This window comes from Streptomyces sp. NPDC048604, from assembly GCF_043199435.1.
Taxonomy (GTDB): Bacteria; Actinomycetota; Actinomycetes; order Streptomycetales; family Streptomycetaceae; genus Streptomyces.
In genome coordinates this window covers 171,000-189,058 of the sequence record NZ_JBICVX010000010.1, presented here as the reverse complement: position 1 = coordinate 189,058, position 18,059 = coordinate 171,000, and the positions used below count along the sequence as shown (strand labels likewise).

Genomic DNA, 18,059 nt, shown 5'->3' with positions numbered 1-18,059 from the left:
TCGCCACCGCGGCAAGCGCCCTGCTCCGTCTACCTATCCCCACCGAACTCACGTGCACCAAGCCCCCCTTGGCCACCGAACTCCTACGAAGAGAGTCCCGATGCTTCCACGCCAACCCCCAAAGGGGGGCAACGTATCCAAACCGTGTCCCAGGTCTTCGAAGGGGCAGCTGAGGGGCCTGATCAAAGATCCGTCGGCCCCTCCAGAAGGCTTCTAGGACTCCGTGCCGGCTTCCGTGGCACGCCTAATCTCCTTCAGCACGAGCTTCTTTCGTTCCGCCAGGAAGCGGTCGTACTCATCCGCAAGAAGGGGAGACCCCTCGCCTGTGGGTAGCAGATGTGACTGCAGGATCGAGGAAACTTCCTCTTCGCCCATCGCTTCGCTCATTGTGGTGATATAGGTTGACGGGGCGCGGCTTCCGATGCTCTGATTCGTTCTCTTGTCGATCAATGCTCGATTCAGGATCAACTCCGAATTGGTTCCAGAGGAGTTCTCCTCCAGATACTTCTTCGGGAATACGTGATGCGCGTCAACGTTCTCCTGCAGGATCTTCTCCGGGGTAAGTAGAGAGCCTGAGTGAAAGTCACGAGCGCCGGCGCTGAGAGTGAGTGCCATGATCCCCTTGTACAGGGCCTGGAGGTTGATTCGAGCCGCGTCCAGAACGTCCTCCGGGAACGAGAAGTCCTTGACGGCCTCGGGCGCTACTTCGTCTCCGGACAGCCATGACGTGAGGTCGGTGAAGTCCCTCCCAGCCTGACTGTTGCCGCCTTGGTCGTAGTTCCGGCTGAAGACCGAGCACCAGAAGAACCGTCGGATCTTTTGCAGCGCGGCACCGTTCTCGGCACCGCGCTTCTCTTCCACGTCGTTCCATGCCGCCGCAAGTGGGACGATCATCATGGAGTAGGGAAGCCACTTCGGTGCGAGAACGCCGCATTCATCACGCATGAATGTAAGTGCCCGTGCAGCACCCTGTGCCACGCGATCCCAATAGAGCCTCAACTCCTCTGGCTTGAGCTCTAGTACGTCGCTTCTCTGTGCGGATGCGGTCCGCTTGGCGGTTCCCAGTGAGTTCGCCCGCTGGGAGCTGGCCAGTAGGGAGACCGCTTGTAGCAGGGAGTACGCGTCCACGTCGAAGGAGCCGAGAATAGGGTGCTTCTGGCGGGCGGTGTCCCACATTTCCCGAAGATCCACGCCCGCGGGCCAGAACCGTGCGGCGAGCAATTCGAAGACCGTCAGTTTGACGCCAGTGCGGTTGAGGGTCTCGAAGATTCGACACACTGCGTCGAGCGGCGTGCTCTCCGGAAGCTCCACGACAGGAAATCGGTAGTTTCCGATCGGCCGCAGGTAGATGCGGATGAGGTCCCGCAGCTCCTTGCGTCGTTCCCTCCAGTCATCGAAGAGATAGGGGGTATCCTCCATCTCGTCGAGCCACTCCTCGATCCTGTCCGACTCGACGAGGGCGAGCGGGAACAGGCCGAGTTTGATCTCCTCCGTCGGGTTCGCCGGCGGGCGCTTCCTGACGGATCGGGCGTTGGCCTCCCGGTACAGAATGACATCGTCGAGTCTGCTCGCGTCGAGTGAACCGGGGTGGTCGCGGTGAAGAGCCTGAAGGGCGTTCAGGTCGACGTAGAACTTCTGGGGTCCGACCCCACTCAACGCGCGGAAGATTGATGTCAGTCGCTGCTGCCCATCGAGAACCAGAGCTGCGTTCTCGCGGAGGTCGACATCGTCGAAGCCCTCGAACTTCCGCTGCTTGATCTGCGGAGTTTTCTGCTCCCAGAACAGTAGGGTCCCCGCCGGATATCTCGCAATGATGGAAACGAGGAGTTTCTGGGTGTCGGAAGGGTCCCAGACAAAGCTTCGCTGGAAGTCGGGTATGGCGAGTCTGCCTCGACGCATATCCGCCATAAGATCATTGATTGACGGTGTGTCAGGTGTGGAGAGCTGCTTCTGTGAGAGAGCTTCCATCGGATTCATTTCTTTCCTTCGTGGTGACCGTAAGGCGGAAGATCCGGCCGGTGTAGGTCTTTGAGCAGTGGGAACGGTGGTCATCAGTCCAGGCAGGCGTGAAGGTCCGGCCACCTCGCCTCTGCCCAATGCTGGCGGCGGAGCACGTTCAGTGACTCTCCTGTGATCGCCTCAATGGCTTCCCGTCGCTCGGACCCCGCGTCCGTCGGCCCCATCGGATTACCGAGTCACGGCAGTTGCTGTCGGCGCGGCGAGCTCAAGGGGAATTTCGAAGGGTGGTCAGGCCGTGACGTATGACGTCAGGTCAGTCCGCGCCGTGGCAGTCCCCGTACGTCGCAGCAGTGCCGCACCAGCACCCCGTGCCGCGGGCCGGGGGCCAGGGGGTGGCTCGGCCTCGGGCGGCCAAGGTGGTGGCGTATTGGGGGAGGAGGGCGGGGTTGGCGGGGGTGGAGGCTTCCGAGGCGGCGAAGGCTTCGTACGAGGGGACCGTGGCCGGGACGATGCCGAGGTTCGGGGTGCCGGCGGCGGACAGTTCGCGGAGGGAGGCTTCCAGGTCCGTGAGGTGGGCCCGGTATGTGGGGTACTCCGCCTCCAGCTCCGGGTACGCGGCCAGGAGTTCGTCCAGCTCGCGTTCCGGCCAGTGCAGGACCGCCACCGGGAACGGGCGGGAGAGGGCCGTGCGGTAGGAGCCCAACTCGCTGCGGAGCCTGGTGATTTCTGCTTGGAGTTCCGCGGGGTCGTCCGAGCCCAGGGACCACAGGCGCTTCGGGTCGTGCAGTTCGTCGAGGGGGACCTCCGCCGTGTGCAGGGCGTCCGCGCGGGTGTCCCAGGCGTCGTGGGGCAGCGCCAGCATCCGCCGCACCCTGTGGCGGGAGATCAGGAGGGATTGGGTGGCGTAGTCCTCGTCCCCCTGCTCTCCTCCCGCCAGCAGCCGTGCCGCCGCCGTGAACGTCGCCTCCGACGCCTCCAGCTCGTCGTGGGCCTCCAGCGTCTCCGCGATGATCTCCCACGGGGCCGCGTCCCCCGGGGCCGACGTCCTCACGCCCTCGATGATCGCCCTCGCCTCCGCCTCGTGGCCGTACTCCCACAGGTTCGCGGCCTTCAGCGCTCGGATCAGGGAGGGGTTCTGCGGCGACGACCCCAGCAGCGTGTCGTACAAGTCCGTCGCGCGGGCGCGCGCGCCCGCCAGTTCCAGATGCGCCGCTGCCCTCAGCAGCAGCGGCTCGTGGTCCTCGGGGTATGTCGCCGCGGTCCGCAGCAGACGCTCGGCTTCGGTCGTGTGGTCGGCAGGCGTGTCGGGGCGCATGGTGAACACCGTACTGCTGTACGCCAGTCGAGGCGGGGCTCGCGCGGTCTGGTGAGTTGACCGGGCGGCCCCTATCGTGCGCCCGTGCAGCCGCAACGGATACGTGGACGTGTCGTCGTGCAGCGGGCGCCGCGCACCCGGAGCGCGCACGCCCTCTGGGTCGCCGCCGAGGTCGCGGTCACCCTCGGGCTCGTCGTCCTTCTTCTCGTCGTCCACCAGCTCTGGTGGACCAACCACCAGGCCCGCCTCGGCGCCCAGCGCCAGGTGCAGATCCTCGAGGAGGAGTGGGGACCTGCCGATGGGCCCGTCGGTGAGCCTGCCGGTGGTTCTGCCGCTGCCTCGCCCGTACCTTCGCCCTCCGCCGTGACCTCCCCCGCCCCGCAGCCTCCCGCTCCCCGCGCGCCCTCCCTCTCCTCCGCCTACGCCGTGCTGCGCATCCCCGTCCTCTCCCTCTCCGTGCCCGTCGCCCGCGGGGTCTCCAAGCGCGGTGTGCTCGACAAGGGGTACGTGGGGCACTACCCGCGCACCGGCCGGCCCGGGCAGGCCGGGAACTTCGCGCTCGCCGGGCATCGCAACACCCACGGCGAGCCGTTCCGGTACGTCAACCGGCTCCGCCGGGGCGACGAGATCCGGGTACGGACCAGGGAGCGCGAGTACGTGTACGTCGTCGATCAGGTCCTCGCGCGGACCTCGCCCCGCGACAGCGGCGTCATCGCCCCCGTCCCCCGCAGTCTCGTGCACCCCTCCGCCGGGTACGACACGGCCGGCTCCTATCTCACGCTCACCACCTGCACGCCCGAGTTCAGTTCCGCCTATCGGCTTGTCGTCTGGGCTAAGCTCAAGGTGTAGAGACGTGAATGGGGGGTGGGTCGCGTGCAGTTGTCCTTGCGGGCCGTCTCCCTCGTGCTCTTCGTCCTCGCCGTCGCCCAGGCCCTGCTCGTCGACGGGTCCGCGCTCTCCGCCGTCGCCGTCGTCATCACCGCCGCGGCCGTCAGCGCCCTCGCCACCGCCCGGCTCGCCCCGGCCGTACCGCCCACCCGCGTACGGACCGCCATCCGCGACCGCGAGCAACGCACCGCCTTCCTGCCGCAACGCGATCCCGACGCCTCCGGGCGTCGTCGGCCCCGAGCCCCCGGCCGTCGTCGTCTCTCGACGGCCGGCTAGTCACTTTCTTCCGTACCTGTACCTGTACCTGTACCTGTGCCTTGCCGGTTGTCGTCCTGCCGTTTTCCCTTTCCCGGCACGACCTCTCCCGGAGGGCACCCATGTCCGTTTTCGCCTCGCTCGTCGAGCAGCTCGCCGAGCTGCTCCAGCCGCTGTTCGCCCTGAATTCCACCGCCGCCGCGATCGTCCTGTTCACCGCGCTCGTACGGCTCGCTCTGCTGCCGCTCTCCCGGGCCGCCGCCCGGGGCCAGAAGGCCCGGGTGCGGCTCGCGCCCGAGATGGCCGCCCTGCGGGAGAAGCACGGGAAGAATCCCGAGCGGCTGCAGAAGGAGGTGCTCGCGCTGCATTCGCGCGAACAGGTCTCGCCGCTCGCCGGGTGCCTGCCCAGCCTGTTGCAGGTGCCGGCGTTCTTTCTGCTGTTCCATCTGTTCTCCGGGGAGCGGATGGCCGGGCATGCTCTCCTCTCCGCGCCCCTCGGTGACAACTGGGGCGATGCTCTCGCGCACGGTGGGCTCTTCGGGGCCGCCGGGGTCGTCTATGTCGGGCTGTTCGTCCTCGTCGCCGCCGTCGCCACGTACACCTTTCTGCGGGCCCGGCGGGACGCGGCCTCAACCGCCTCCGTCGGAGTCCCCGCCGCCGTCGCCGGCGTGCTGCCGCTGCTGTCGTACGGGACGCTCGTCACCGTCGCCGTCGTACCGCTCGCGGCCGCGCTCTACGTCGTGACCAGCACGTTGTGGACGGCGGTGGAGCGCACGCTGCTCTTCCCCGCTACCGCTCGGTAATGGTCCAGGGAGTGAGCCGGGGCTTGCAGGGGTGCCGGAATTCTTGGAGGATCGGCCAAACCTCCGATGGCCGCACTCCATCGGCCGGGGCTCACCTCGACCACAGGGAGAAGACCATGAAGCTGCTGCGCGTCGGACCGGCGGGCGCCGAGCGGCCCGCGCTGCTCGACCAGGACGGGACCCTGCGGGACCTGTCCGCCCTGGTGCAGGACATCGACGGAGGGCTGCTCGCCGACGCGTCCGCGCTCGACCGCGTCCGCGCCGCCGCCGGCGCGGGCGTGCTGCCCGCGCTGGACGCCACCGGGCTGCGGATCGGGCCGCCGGTCGGCCGCATCGGCAAGGTGGTCTGCATCGGCCTGAACTATCACGATCATGCCGCCGAGACCGGTGCCGCGACCCCCGCCGAACCCGTCGTCTTCCTCAAGGCCGCGGACACCGTCGTCGGCCCCGACGACACCGTCCTCGTACCGCGCGGCTCGGTGAAGACCGACTGGGAGGTCGAGCTCGCGGTCGTCATCGGCCGGACCGCGCGCTACCTGGAGACCGAGGAGGAGGCGCTCGCGCACATCGCCGGGTACGCCGTCGCCCACGACGTCTCCGAGCGCGAGTTCCAGATCGAGCGCGGCGGCACCTGGGACAAGGGCAAGAACTGCGAGACCTTCAACCCGCTCGGGCCGTGGCTGGTCACCGCCGACGAGGTGCCGGACCCGCAGGCCCTCTCGCTCAAGCTCTGGGTCAACGGCGAGCTCAGGCAGAACGGCTCCACCGCGGACCAGATCTTCCAGGTCGCGGAGGTCGTGCGGTACGTCAGCCAGTTCATGACCCTGTACCCCGGTGACGTCATCAACACCGGCACGCCCGCCGGCGTCGCCATGGGGCAGCCCGAGCCCAAGCCGTACCTGCGGCCGGGGGACGTCGTGGAGCTCGAGGTCGAGGGGCTGGGGCGGCAGCGGCAGGAGCTGAAGGGCGCGTGACCGGAGGGGGCTCGCCCCCTCCCTCTCCTCACCCCAGCCGCACCGTCACGCCCTCCCGCGCCGAGCGGCGGGCCGCCTCCAGGACGTCCAGGGTCGCGGCCGCCTCCAGGGCGGTGACCGGGTTCGGGCCGTCGCCGCGCAGGGCCGCCGCGACGGCCGCGTAGTACGCCGGGTAGTCGCCCGGCAGCGACTCCACCGGGTCCCCGCCGCCGGTCAGCGGGGACTCTCCCGCGCCCAGCCGGCCCCACAGCTCCTCCGGCTCCACGCCCCAGGGGTCGTCCCCGCCCGGGCGGTGGCCCTCGCGCAGCGCGGCCTCCTGCGGGTCCAGGCCGTACTTCACGTACCCGGCGTGCTCGCCGAGCACCCGGAACCGCGGGCCCAGCTGGGCCGTCGTCGCGCTCACGTACAGGTGCGAGCGGACCCCGTTCGCGTGCGTCACCGCGAGGAACGTGTCGTCGTCCGCCTCCGCGCCCGGGCGGCGCACGTCCGACTCCGCGTACACCTGGACCGCCGGGCCGAACAGCACCAGCGCCTGGTCCACGACATGGCTGCCGAGGTCGTACAGCAGGCCGCCGATCTCCTCCGGCGCGCCCGACTCGCGCCAGCCGCCCTTCAGGCGCGGGCGCCAGCGCTCGAAACGGGACTCGAAACGCTGGACGGTGCCGAGCGCGCCGTCCGCGACGAGGGCGCGCAGGGTGCGGAAGTCGTTGTCCCAGCGGCGGTTCTGGAAGACCGAGAGCAGCAGGCCGCGCTCCTCCGCGAGCGCGGCCAGCTCGCGCGCCTCGGCGGCGGTGCCGGCGATCGGCTTGTCGACGACGACCGGGAGTCCGGCGCGCAGGGCCGCGTCCGCCAGCGGTACGTGGGTTTTGTTGGGGGACGCGACGACGACCAGGTCCAGTTCGTCCGCCCGGTCCCACAGCTCGTCGGGGGAGGCGGCGACCCGTACGCCGGGGAACTCGGCGCGTGCCTGCGCCGCGCGCTCCGGGTTGCCGGTGGTGACGGTGTCGAGGACGAGGCCGTCGGTGGCGGCGATCAGCGGGGCGTGGAACACGGAGCCGGCGAGGCCGTAGCCGACGAGGCCGACGCGCAGGGGGGTACGGGGGGTGGCAGTCGTCATAGCCCGTACTTAAGCAACGCTGTTGTCTAAGTGCAAGCGCGAGGGACAATGGGTGGGTGAAGAACACCCGGACCGGCGCGAACCAGCCCGCCCTGCGCAGCCACAACACGGCCCTCGTCCTCGACCTGCTGCGGACGGCCGGGCCGGCCGGGCTGAGCCGGCCCGAGCTCGCCGAGCGGACCGGGCTCACGCCGCAGGCCGTCAGCAAGATCACCGCGCGGCTGCGTACGGAGGGGCTGGCCGCGGACGCGGGACAGCGCGCATCGACCGGCGGCAAGCCGGCGACCGCGCTGCGACTGGTGCCGGAGGCCGGTCACGCGGTGGGGGTCCACCTCGACCGCGACCAACTCACCGCGGTACTGGTCGACTTGGCGGGGATGGTGGTGGGGGTGCGGCAGGCCCCGCTGGATCTCGGCGCGCCGGCGGAGGTCGTGCTGGGGGCGATCGAGGAGGCGGTGCGGGGGGTGACGGGGTCTGTCGGCGTCGGCGGGGCGCGGCGGGGCCCGGCCCAGGGTGGGTCGCGACGCCCGGCCCAGGGCAGGTCGCAGGGCGGGTCCCCGGCCGCGGCGCCGCTCGGTGTCGGCGTCGCCATGCCCGGGCCGCTCGATCACGCGGCCGGCGTGCCGCACCGGGTGACCGGGCATCCGCAGTGGGACGGGTACCCGCTCCGCGACGAGCTGGCGCGGCGGCTCGGCGGGGTCGTCGTCCTCGACAAGGACACCAACGCCGCCGCGCTCGGGCTCGCGCTGCGGGCCGGCGCGCCGGAGTCGTTCGCGTACCTGCACCTCGGTACGGGACTGGGCGCGGCGCTCATCCTCGGCGGCGCGCCGTACCGGGGCGCGCGGACCGGGGCGGGGGAGTTCGGACACCAGACCGTCCAGCTCGACGGGCCGCCGTGCGGCTGCGGCGGGCGCGGCTGCCTGGAGGTGCTGTGCCTCGGCGCGGTGGAGCGGGGGGACGTCGCGGAGGCGGCGCGGGTGCTGGGGACGGGGGCCGCGAACCTCGTCGCGCTGCTGGACGTCGACCGGGTGGTGCTGGGCGGCCGGATCGTCGAGGCGGAGCCGGAGGCGTTCGTACGGGGTGTGGGCGAGGTGCTGCGGGCGCTGGCGCGGCGGCGTACGGGGGCGGGGCCCGGGGCGCCGGTTCCGGTCGGGGTGGCCGGGAGCGTGTACGCGGTGGCGGAGGGGGCGGCGCAGCTGGTGCTGGCGCCGGTGTTCGGCAAGGGCGGGGGCGAGGGTGTCGGCGAGGGCCTCGGTGAGGGTAGGGGCGAAGGCGTCGGCCAGGGCGTCGGCGAAGGCCTCGGCTACGACGTCGGCGGAGATGGGCGCGATGGCAGTGCGTTGATCTGATGATGGGCTGATCGGGTGGATTCGGCGGGGCGTACGGATGGCGGCACGGGCGGGGGCCGCGTCGCTTCCAGGGCGGGGCGGATCGGGGTGGCAGCGTCGCGGGCGACCGGTACGCCCGCGAGCAGCAAAGGCACAGGTCCAGCCCATGCGACAGGTAACCCAGCGACTGCGCGACGTTCTGGTGCGCGGAGTGACCGCGGCCACGACCGGTACCGCCGTCCTGATCATCTCCGGCCCGGCGGCGGTGGCCGTAGGGCCGGGGCCCGGGCCCGGCGGGGAGCGGGAGCGGCAGGACCAGCCGCCGGCGTGCGGGAAGGCGTCCGATCCGGAGTTCCCGATCGACACGCGGATCCACGGGGGGCCTGCGGTGTACCGGCCGGGGGAGGGGTTCGCGACATGGAACGTGGAGCTCACGAACACGACGGACGAGGCGTGCGACAGCATCCATCCGGTGCTGGCACTCACCGACCGCGACCGGGTGCTGCGGGCGGGGCAGATCCGCTTCGACTTCTACGACGCGCACGCGCGGCGGTGGCGGCCGGTGGAGTTCGAGGTGACGGAGGAGGACGAGAACGTCGGCGTCTTCGACGACGGCTTCCCCGGGTTCGCCGTGCCGGCGGGCCGGACACTGACGGTCCCGGTACGGCTGGCGTTCCGCGCGGGCACCGCGCCGAACGAGGTCGTGGCGAACACGGCGATCGTGCAGCGGCGGGGGGACGACGGGGACTGGGTGGGGGAGTCGGACGACTACCGGCTGGTGATCGGCGGGGGGTCGGGGGGTGAGGCGGGCCGGCCGACCGATCCGCCGAAGCGGGAGGGCGACGACGGACTGACCGGCAACCCGGTCCCGCCCGTCGCCCCGACGGTCCCGACGCCGCTGCCGCCGGAACTGGCCCAGACGGGCTCCGCGGCGCGCCGCGCGGCGGGAGCGCTGGCCATCGGGGCGGGCGCGGCGGTCGTGGCGGGCGTGGTCCTGATGGCGATCGGCAGACGCCGGCGTCGCTGAGCCCGGGGGCCGGGGGCGGGTGGGATCCCCCGCACCGTCGCGCCGCAACCCCTCGTTCACCTTGTCGTTCATGGCCGTCTGGGACGATCAGGAGGTGGATTATCCGAACGACCAGGTACCAGGCGCTCCCATCCGGTTCGGCATTCCGGAGCATGGGCGCATTCCCAAGTACTACGCCGTGAAGGCGAAGATCGGCGTGCTCGTCGAGGAGTTGGGGGAGGGCGGGCTGCTGCCCACCGAGCGGGATCTCTCCGCGCGGTTCGAGGTCTCGCGGGAGACCGTCCGGCAGGCGCTGCGCGAGCTGCTGCTCGAAGGGCGGCTGCGCCGCCAGGGGCGCGGCACCGTCGTCGCGGGGCCCAAGCTGGAGCAGCCCCTCTCCCTCGCCAGCTACACCGAGGGTGTGCGCAAGCAGGGGCTGCGGCCGGGGCGGTCGCTCATCTCGCTCGAACAGTTCCCCGCCACCGACGCCCTCGCCGCCGAGCTCGGCGTCCCGCGCGGCGATCCGGTCTGGCACATGGAGCGCGTGCTGCTCGCCGACGACGAGCGCGTCGGCCTGGAGTCCACGTACGTCAGCGTCGCCCGGCTGCCCCGTCTCGACGTCGACTTCGACCCCGATTCCTCCTTCTACGCGTACCTGCACACCGAACTCGGCATCTCCTTCGGCGACGCCGACGAGCGGATCGAGACCGTCCTCGCCACTCCCCGCGAGGCCCTCCTCATCGGCACCCCTCCCGCGCTGCCGATGCTGCTCCTGCACCGGTTCTCCCGGGACCCCGACGGTCGCCCCCTGGAACGCGTCCGCACGCTCTACCGGGGCGACCGGTTCAGCTTCACCGCCCATCTCGGTCCCCAGGGTTGATGCCGGTTCGCACACTTCGGTGAGGGTTTGGACCCCGCCCTAATATCACGAGAGCATAACGGGTCTGGTCCAAGCTTGTCGGGTCGTTCACCCTCCCGTCGTTCGCCCGACCCGTCCGGGTCACCCCCTCCCAGGACCGTCGTCGGCATGAAGGTGATTGTCGTAGGAGCCGGCGTGGTGGGAACCATGCACGCCTGGCACGCAGTGGAACGCGGCCACGAGGTCGTGCACATCGAGCGCGAGGCCGAGGCGCGCGGAGCCTCGCTCCGCAACTTCGGGCAGATATGGGTCAGCGGGCGCGCCGGCGGCGAGGAGGTGGAGACCGCGCTGCGCGCCCGCGAGCTCTGGGAGGGCATCGGCGCCCGCGTCCCCGAGCTCGGGTTCCGGGCCAACGGCTCGCTCACCCCCGTGCGCAACGACCTCGAACTCGCCGTCGCCGAGGCGGCCCTCGCCCGCCCCGACGCGACGGACCGCGGCTACAAGCTGCTCACCGCCGACGAGGCCCGCGCCCTCAACCCCGCCCTCCGCGGCGAGTTCCGCGCCGCGCTCTGGTGCGAGCGCGACGCCGCCGTCGAGCCCCGCACCGCCCAGCTCGCCCTGCGCCGGGCCCTGCTGGCCGGTGGCCGGTACACCTTCCTGCCCGGGCGGGAGGTCCGTGACGTCGTCGGCGCCAGAGGAAATGGATACAGTGCCGTCCGCGACGACCACGGTGACGTCCACACCGGCGACGCCGTCGTCCTGTGCACCGGCGCCTGGCTCTCCGGGCTCGTCCGCGAGATCGCCGGCGAGGTCCCCGTACGCCGGGTCCGGCTGCAGATGATGCAGACCGAGCCCCTCGGCGAGGCCCTCACGACCTCCGTCGCCGACGCCGACTCGTTCCGGTACTACCCGGCCTACAAGTCGAGCGCTCTCGATGCCCTCAACGCCGGGCAGGCCCAGGACCCCGTCGCCGCCGCCCACAAGATGCAGCTGCTCATGGTCCAGCGCCGCGACGGCGGGCTGACCATCGGCGACACCCACGAGTACGAGCACCCCTTCGCCTTCGACACCCTCGAAGACCCGTACGAGCACCTCACCCGCGTCGTGGAGTCCTTCCTCGGCCGGCCGCTCCCCAAGATCCGCCGCCGCTGGGCCGGTGTCTACGCCCAGTGCACCGACACCTCCCGCGTCGTCCACCGCCAGCAGGTCCGCGACGGCGTCTGGCTGGTGACCGGGCCGGGCGGCCGCGGCATGACCTGCTCGCCCGCCATCGGCGAGACCACTGCGAACCTCCTCGGCTGGTGATCCCATGACTCACAAGAACCACCACGACCGCCACGACCTCGTGGTCCTCGACATGGCCGGGACCACCGTCGCCGACGGCGGCCTCGTCGAGCAGGCCTTCACCGCCGCCGCCGAACGGCTCGGCGAGGACCCGGCCACGATGATCGACTACGTCCGCGCCACCATGGGCGAGTCCAAGATCTCCGTCTTCCGCCATCTTTTCGGCGGCGACGAGGCCCGCGCCCAGCAGGCCAACGTCGCCTTCGAGGAGGCGTACGGCGACCTCGTCGGGGCCGGCCGTATCGCCCCGATCCCCGGCGCGGCCGACGCGATCGCCGTCCTCCAGGAGCAGGGCCGCACCGTCGTCCTCACCACCGGCTTCGCCCGGGTCACCCAGGACGCCATCCTCGACGCCCTCGGCTGGCGCGACCTCGTCCCCCTCACTCTGTGCCCGGCCGACGCGGGCGGCCGCGGCCGGCCCTACCCGGACATGGTCCTCGCCGCCCTCCTCCGCACCGGCGCCGTCGACGACGTCCGGCGGCTCGTGGTCGCCGGCGACACCTCGTACGACATGCTCAGCGGGTCCCGCGCCGGCGCCGGGCTCGTGGCCGGCGTCCTCACCGGCGCCCATGACGAGGCCGCGCTCAGGGAGCACGGCGCCACGCACGTCCTCGGCTCCGTCACCGAACTCCCCAGGCTCATCGAGGTGTCGGAGGCATGACCAGCGGCATCCGGTTCGACGCCGTCACCGTCGCGTACGGGAAGAACACCGTCCTCGACTCGCTCGACCTGACCGTCGAACCCGGCGAGGTCATGGCCCTGCTCGGGCCGTCCGGCTCCGGCAAGACCACCGCGCTGCGGGCGGTCGCCGGGTTCGTCCGGCCGGTCTCCGGCCGGGTGTTCCTCGGCGACCGCGACGTCACCGCCCTGCCGCCGCACAAGCGCGGCATCGGCATGGTCGTCCAGCAGTACGCGCTCTTCCCGCATCTGCGCGTCGAGGACAACGTGGCCTTCGGCCTCAAGGCGCAGAAGGCGCCGAAGGCCGGGATCCCCGGGCGGGTCGCCGAGGCGCTGGAGATGACCGGCATGGCGGCCTACGCCAAGCGGTACCCCCGCGAGCTCTCCGGCGGACAGCAGCAGCGCGTCGCCATCGCCCGTGCGCTCGCCATCCGGCCCCGGGTGCTGCTGCTCGACGAGCCGCTGTCCGCGCTCGACGCCCAGCTCCGCTCCGGGATGCTCGCCGAACTCGCCCGGCTGCACCGCGAGCTGCCCGACGTCTCGATCCTGTACGTCACCCACGACCAGGTCGAGGCGCTCACCCTCGCCGACCGGATCGCCGTCATGGACAAGGCCCGGCTCCAGGACTGCGGCACCCCGCAGGAGCTGTACCGCCGGCCGCGCACCGAGTTCACCGCCTCCTTCGTCGGCAACGCCAACCTCCTTCCGGTGACGGTCGGTTCGGGCGGCGTGTCCTTCGACGGCGCCGAACTGAAGCTGGACACCGACGGTGTGCTCCCCGGCGCCGCCGCCACCCTGTGCGTACGGCCGCACCTCGTCGGACTCGGCGACGGCCCCAACGCCCTGCGCGGACGGATCGCCGAGGTGCAGTGGCGGGGTGCCACGCACCGGCTGTACGTCGAGGTCGGCGCGTCCGGGCACCGGGTGAAGGCGGACGTGCGTGAGCTGCGGGAGACGCCGGCGCTGGGGGACGAGGTCACGCTGCACTTCGCGCCGGAGGACGCGGTGCTGCTGGGTGCGGGGGTGACCGATGGGTGAGCCCGCAGTCGTCGCCGAACGCGCACCGGGGGTTGTGCCCACCCTCCCCCGGACTCCGTCCGGGGGGACCCCCACCGCCCTGGCAGAACGTATGCGCACAACGGGCAAGTTCCTCTGGGCCCTGCCCCCCGTCCTCGCCCTGGCCGTGCTCTTCCTCTACCCCCTCGCCCTCGTCGTCCAGGAGTCGCTCGCGCCCGGGGCGTACGCCGACGTCTTCGCCTCCGCGGCCTTCCGGGATGCACTCGGCACCACCGTCTGGCTCGCCGTCGCCGCCACCGTGGGGTGTCTCGTCCTCGGGTTCGTGCTCGCGCTGATCATCGCGTTCGTGCCGTTCCCGGGCGGGAAGGCGGTCGCCAAGTTCATCGACGTCTTCCTCTCCTTCCCGTCGTTCCTGATCACCCTCGCGCTGCTCTTCCTGTACGGCACCGTCGGCATGGCCAACGGCGTCTGGACCGATCTGACGGGCGCCGAACCGGGCTCCGGGCCGTTCCAGTTCCTCACCACCCCGTGGGGCGTGCTGCTCGCCGAGATCACGTACTTCACCCCGTTCGTGATGCGCCCGCTGCTCGCCGCGTTCTCGCAGCTGGAGACCGCGCAGTTGGAGGTGGCCGCCTCGCTGGGCGCCGGGCCGGGGCGGATCGTCCGGCGGGTGATCCTGCCGGAGGCGCTGCCCGCGCTCGCCGCCGGCGGCAGCCTCGTCCTCGTCATGTGCCTCAACGAGTTCGGCATCGTGCTGTTCACCGGCGCCAAGGGCGTCACCACCCTGCCGATGCTGGTGTACAGCAAGGCGATCCTCGAGTCCGACTACGCCGCCGCCTGCGTCGTCGCGGTCGTCAACGTCGCGATCTCGGTGGGCCTCTACAGCCTGTACCGGGGGGTGAGCCGCCGTGTTGGTGCATAGCCGCACCGGCCGCTGGACGGCCTGGACCGTGTTCGCCGTGCTCTTCGTCCCGCTGTTCGCGCTGCCGCTGCTCGTGATCCTCGCCGCCTCGTTCGCGACGAACTGGTCGGGGGCCTTCCCCTCCGGGCCCACCGCCGAGCACTACACGGCGGCCGTACGCGGCGAATCGCTGCAGGCGCTGACCACCAGCCTGGTCACCGCCGTCACCGCCAGCCTGCTCGCCCTGCTCATCGGGACCTGGGCCGCGCTCGCCGCGGCCGCCTCCGGCAGGCGCGGCAAGAAGGTGCTCGACGCGCTGTTCGTGCTGCCGGTGGCCGTGCCGTCGGTGGTCGTCGGACTCGCCGTCCTGGTCGCGTACTCGCAGCCGCCGCTGCTGCTCAACGGGACGCGCTGGATCGTGATCCTCGCGCACACCATTCTTGTCACGGCGTTCGCCTACCAGTCGGTTTCGGCTGCCATCCTCCGTCTCGACCCGATGTACGAGCAGGCCGCGGCCAGTCTGGGCGCACGCCCCTCGTACGTCCTCCTCCGGGTGAAGCTCCCGCTCCTGCTGCCGTCGCTCAACGCGGCCGCCGGACTCTGCTTCGCACTGTCCATGGGCGAGCTCAGCGCCACGATGATGCTCTACCCGCCGGACTGGCTGCCGCTGCCGGTGCTGATCTTCACCGCCACCGACCGCGGCTCCCTCTTCACGGGCTCGGCGCTCGCCGTGGTCCTGATGGTGACGACCCTGCTCGTCCTGCTCGCCGTCTCCCGTATCCGTACCAAAGCCTCGTACCGCTGACCGTTCCCGGTCCCACCCCAGGAGAGAACGACGTTATGCGCACCAAGTCCCTGCACCAGCGCCTCAAGCCGGTCGCCGCCGTCACCGGCAGCCTCGCCCTCGCCGCCACGCTCGGCGCCTGCGGCGGTTCGTCCTCGGCCTCCTCCGAGGAGAAGGTCGTCACCGTCTACAGCGCCGACGGCCTCAAGGGCGAGGTGGGCGACGGCTGGTACGACAAGGTCTTCAAGGACTTCGAGAAGAAGACCGGCATCAAGGTCAAGTACGTGGAAGGCGGCTCCGGCGAGATGGTGCAGCGCGCCGTCCGCGAGAAGAGCAACACCCAGGCCGACCTGATCGTCACGCTCCCGCCGTTCATCCAGCAGGCCGACGCCAAGGGGCTGCTCCAGGCGTACACCCCGGCGGGTGCGGACAAGGTCAGCGGCGCGGACAAGTCCGCGGACGGCAAGTGGACCTCGGTCGTCAACAACTACTTCGGCTTCATCCACAACAAGAAGGAGCTGCCGGCCGCCCCCAAGACGTGGGAGGAGCTGCTCGACGGCAAGTTCAAGAACAAGCTGCAGTACTCGACTCCGGGCGTCGCGGGCGACGGCACGGCCGTCGTCATCAAGGCGATGCACGACTTCGGCGGCAAGGAGCCGGCGATGGAGTACCTGAAGAAGCTCCAGGCCAACAACGTCGGCCCGTCCTCCTCCACCTCCAAGCTGGCCCCGAAGGTCGACAAGGGCGAGATCCTGGTCGCCAACGGCGATGTGCAGATGAACTTCGCCCAGGCCAAGTCCATGCCGAACCTGGGCATCTGGTTCCCGGCGAAGCAGGGCGGCAAGCCCACCACGTTCGCGCTGCCGTACGCGGCCGGACTTCTCGCCAAGGCCCCGCACGGCGAGAACGGCAAGAAGCTGCTCGACTTCATGCTGACCGAGGAGGCGCAGCGCCAGGTCAGCGCGATCGGCGGCGGCTTCCCGGCGCGTACGGACGTCAAGCCCACCGACGCCAACGCGATCGAGCTGGCGAAGCTCATGGAGGGCATCGAGATCTTCGAGCCCGACTGGGCCGACATCGACAAGAACCTGGCCACGTACGTCGATGCCTGGAAGTCCGCGACCGGCAGCTAAGAGTTCACCGCCCGTCTCTTCCGCCCCCCGAAGTATCGCGGAAAGATAACGGGTACGGACCAACGCCCCTGAGGAATCAGGGGCGTTGGCGTGTCATCCGGCCCCCTTCCCCCCTTCCACGGAGGAACCCCATGCCGACGAACGGCATATCCCGCCGCAGCGTGCTCGCCGCCGGTGCGGCCACCGGCGCGCTCGCCGCCACCGGCGTCGTCACCGCCCCCGCCGCCCACGCCGCCGCCCCGACGCTCCCGAACGGCACCAGCAAGGACAAGGTGCTCGTCGTCGGCATGGACGGTCTGCGCCACGACCGCATCGACGCCGCCAACGCCCCGCACCTCAAGCGGATGATGGCCGAGGGCACCTACGGCCGTTCCCTGCTCTACGCCAACCCGATGGCCGCCACCTCCTCCGGCCCCGGCTGGTCGACCATCTCCACCGGCGTCTGGCCCGACAAGCACGGCGTCCGCGACAACTCCTTCACCGGCCGCAACTACGGCCAGTACCCCGGCTTCCTGGCCCGCCTGAACCAGGTGCGGCCCGGGCTCTCGCTCTTCGCCGCCGTCGACTGGAAGCCGCTCGACACGTACGGCACGGTCACCGCCGGCGCCGACGCGAAGATCGCGCTGGACGGCGACCGGGACGGCTACGCCGGCCACGACGAGACGATCACCGTCGACAGCGTGAGCGTGCTGCGCGACCAGAACCCGGACGTCGCCTTCGTCTACCTCGGCAACACCGACGTCGTCGCGCACGCGAACGGCACCGGCCAGAGGTACCTCGACGCCATCGCCGTCCAGGACGCCCAGCTCGGCCGTCTGATCGCCGCGATCAAGGCCCGCCCCGCGTACGCGACCGAGCGCTGGACGGTCATCGTCTGCACCGACCACGGCCACGCCGACGCCGGCGGCCACGGCGGCTCGTCCATCGAGGAGCGCCGCACCTTCGTGCTCGCCACCGGCCCCGGCATCGCCGCCGGTGCCCGGCCCATCGACACCCGGCTCGTCGACGTCGCCGCCACCGTCTTCCACCAGCTCGGGATCACCCCCGACCCGGCCTGGGGCCTGGACGGCAAGCCGGTCCAGCAGCGTTCCACGGACCCGTTCGACTCCCTGCAGTCCTCGCTCACCGGCCGCGTCGACGAGACCGGCATCCCGGCCGGCGTCCTCGGCTTCACCCGCACCGCGCCGAGCGGCTGGTCGGTCGTCAACAACGCCATGGGCACCGGCGGCGTGACCGAGTGGCACGGCTGGTCCTTCGCGACCGACGAGTTCTGGTCCCGGACCCAGCGCGACCAGTCCCGCGAGCTCAACGTCCGCGCCCGCGGCGTGTTCGCGGTCGCCGACTCCGACGAGTGGTCCGACAAGGCCTTCTCCGGCCCGTACGACTCGACGCTGGTCTCGCCCGCGTACGCGGTCGCCGGCGCGTCCCGCGTCACGCTCGACTTCACCACGTTCTACCGGCAGGAGGGCAGCCAGACCGCCCAGATCCTGGCCTCCTTCAACGGCGGCGCCCCGACCGTCGTGAAGAGCTACACCGCGGACGTGATCTCGCAGCCGCAGTCGCTGACGGTGAACGTTCCCGCCGGCGCGTCGAACGTGAGTTTCCGCTTCCGCTACACCGGTTCCAACAACTGGTACTGGGTGATCGACGGGGTCACAGTCCGCACTTCCTGACCTAGGCTGGGGGCGTCGCCACAGC

General features: G+C 71.1%; 17 protein-coding genes. 14 read left to right on the top strand and 3 right to left on the bottom strand.

The window, feature by feature from the left end; all coding sequences use genetic code 11:
* Nucleotides 1-213: 213 nt before the first annotated feature.
* Together ACGFMM_RS21760 and ACGFMM_RS21755 are read right to left on the bottom strand one after the other, a co-directional pair.
* Nucleotides 214-1,977: a DUF262 domain-containing protein gene (locus ACGFMM_RS21760; protein ID WP_393648028.1), complete on the bottom strand. Its 1,764-nt coding sequence runs from the start codon at nucleotides 1,975-1,977 to the stop codon at nucleotides 214-216.
* A gap of 295 nt (nucleotides 1,978-2,272) precedes the next feature.
* On the bottom strand, nucleotides 2,273-3,274 hold the full coding sequence (locus tag ACGFMM_RS21755; protein WP_393648027.1) for a hypothetical protein: 1,002 nt from the start codon (nucleotides 3,272-3,274) through the stop codon (nucleotides 2,273-2,275).
* Nucleotides 3,275-3,358: 84 nt separating this feature from the next.
* Between ACGFMM_RS21755 and ACGFMM_RS21750 the strand changes: the two genes are divergently transcribed.
* From ACGFMM_RS21750 to ACGFMM_RS21735, 4 genes are all read left to right on the top strand, one after another.
* Entirely contained in the window at nucleotides 3,359-4,123 is a 765-nt protein-coding gene (locus ACGFMM_RS21750; protein WP_393648026.1) for a class E sortase, read from the top strand.
* Between the two features lie 24 nt (nucleotides 4,124-4,147).
* A complete protein-coding gene (locus ACGFMM_RS21745) occupies nucleotides 4,148-4,438 on the top strand; it encodes a DUF6412 domain-containing protein (protein ID WP_393648025.1) in 291 nt (96 codons plus the stop codon).
* Between the two features lie 101 nt (nucleotides 4,439-4,539).
* Complete coding sequence (locus ACGFMM_RS21740; RefSeq protein ID WP_393648024.1) at nucleotides 4,540-5,220, top strand: YidC/Oxa1 family membrane protein insertase; 681 nt, start codon at nucleotides 4,540-4,542, stop codon at nucleotides 5,218-5,220.
* Between the two features lie 116 nt (nucleotides 5,221-5,336).
* Nucleotides 5,337-6,194: a fumarylacetoacetate hydrolase family protein gene (locus tag ACGFMM_RS21735; protein WP_393648023.1), complete on the top strand. Its 858-nt coding sequence runs from the start codon at nucleotides 5,337-5,339 to the stop codon at nucleotides 6,192-6,194.
* A gap of 28 nt (nucleotides 6,195-6,222) precedes the next feature.
* Here ACGFMM_RS21735 and ACGFMM_RS21730 read toward each other — a convergent pair whose 3' ends face one another.
* Complete coding sequence (locus tag ACGFMM_RS21730; RefSeq protein WP_393648022.1) at nucleotides 6,223-7,311, bottom strand: Gfo/Idh/MocA family oxidoreductase; 1,089 nt, start codon at nucleotides 7,309-7,311, stop codon at nucleotides 6,223-6,225.
* 56 nt (nucleotides 7,312-7,367) lie between these two features.
* Between ACGFMM_RS21730 and ACGFMM_RS21725 the strand changes: the two genes are divergently transcribed.
* The 10 genes from ACGFMM_RS21725 to ACGFMM_RS21680 all read left to right on the top strand — a co-directional run bounded on the left by ACGFMM_RS21725 (nucleotide 7,368) and on the right by ACGFMM_RS21680 (nucleotide 18,034).
* On the top strand, nucleotides 7,368-8,660 hold the full coding sequence (locus ACGFMM_RS21725) for an ROK family protein (RefSeq protein ID WP_393648021.1): 1,293 nt from the start codon (nucleotides 7,368-7,370) through the stop codon (nucleotides 8,658-8,660).
* 145 nt (nucleotides 8,661-8,805) lie between these two features.
* The gene (locus tag ACGFMM_RS21720; RefSeq protein WP_393648020.1) at nucleotides 8,806-9,666 is read left to right on the top strand and encodes a hypothetical protein; all 861 of its coding nucleotides are present in this window, start codon (nucleotides 8,806-8,808) and stop codon (nucleotides 9,664-9,666) included.
* A gap of 94 nt (nucleotides 9,667-9,760) precedes the next feature.
* Nucleotides 9,761-10,525, top strand: coding sequence for a GntR family transcriptional regulator (locus tag ACGFMM_RS21715; protein WP_393648145.1), 765 nt, complete (start codon nucleotides 9,761-9,763; stop codon nucleotides 10,523-10,525).
* 147 nt (nucleotides 10,526-10,672) lie between these two features.
* Complete coding sequence (locus ACGFMM_RS21710; RefSeq protein ID WP_393648019.1) at nucleotides 10,673-11,809, top strand: TIGR03364 family FAD-dependent oxidoreductase; 1,137 nt, start codon at nucleotides 10,673-10,675, stop codon at nucleotides 11,807-11,809.
* A 4-nt stretch (nucleotides 11,810-11,813) separates the two neighbouring features.
* Nucleotides 11,814-12,509 (top strand): phosphonatase-like hydrolase, encoded by a 696-nt coding sequence (locus ACGFMM_RS21705; RefSeq protein WP_393648018.1) that lies wholly within the window; start codon nucleotides 11,814-11,816, stop codon nucleotides 12,507-12,509.
* The gene (locus ACGFMM_RS21700; protein WP_393648017.1) at nucleotides 12,506-13,564 is read left to right on the top strand and encodes an ABC transporter ATP-binding protein; all 1,059 of its coding nucleotides are present in this window, start codon (nucleotides 12,506-12,508) and stop codon (nucleotides 13,562-13,564) included. The genes ACGFMM_RS21705 and ACGFMM_RS21700 overlap by 4 nt, the downstream gene beginning before the upstream one ends.
* A gap of 91 nt (nucleotides 13,565-13,655) precedes the next feature.
* On the top strand, nucleotides 13,656-14,465 hold the full coding sequence (locus ACGFMM_RS21695) for a 2-aminoethylphosphonate ABC transporter permease subunit (protein WP_393648016.1): 810 nt from the start codon (nucleotides 13,656-13,658) through the stop codon (nucleotides 14,463-14,465).
* On the top strand, nucleotides 14,452-15,249 hold the full coding sequence (locus ACGFMM_RS21690) for an ABC transporter permease (RefSeq protein ID WP_393648015.1): 798 nt from the start codon (nucleotides 14,452-14,454) through the stop codon (nucleotides 15,247-15,249). The genes ACGFMM_RS21695 and ACGFMM_RS21690 overlap by 14 nt, the downstream gene beginning before the upstream one ends.
* 35 nt (nucleotides 15,250-15,284) lie before the next feature.
* Nucleotides 15,285-16,361, top strand: coding sequence for a 2-aminoethylphosphonate ABC transporter substrate-binding protein (locus tag ACGFMM_RS21685; protein WP_393648014.1), 1,077 nt, complete (start codon nucleotides 15,285-15,287; stop codon nucleotides 16,359-16,361).
* 131 nt (nucleotides 16,362-16,492) lie between these two features.
* Nucleotides 16,493-18,034: an alkaline phosphatase family protein gene (locus tag ACGFMM_RS21680; RefSeq protein ID WP_393648013.1), complete on the top strand. Its 1,542-nt coding sequence runs from the start codon at nucleotides 16,493-16,495 to the stop codon at nucleotides 18,032-18,034.
* Nucleotides 18,035-18,059: the final 25 nt, after the last annotated feature.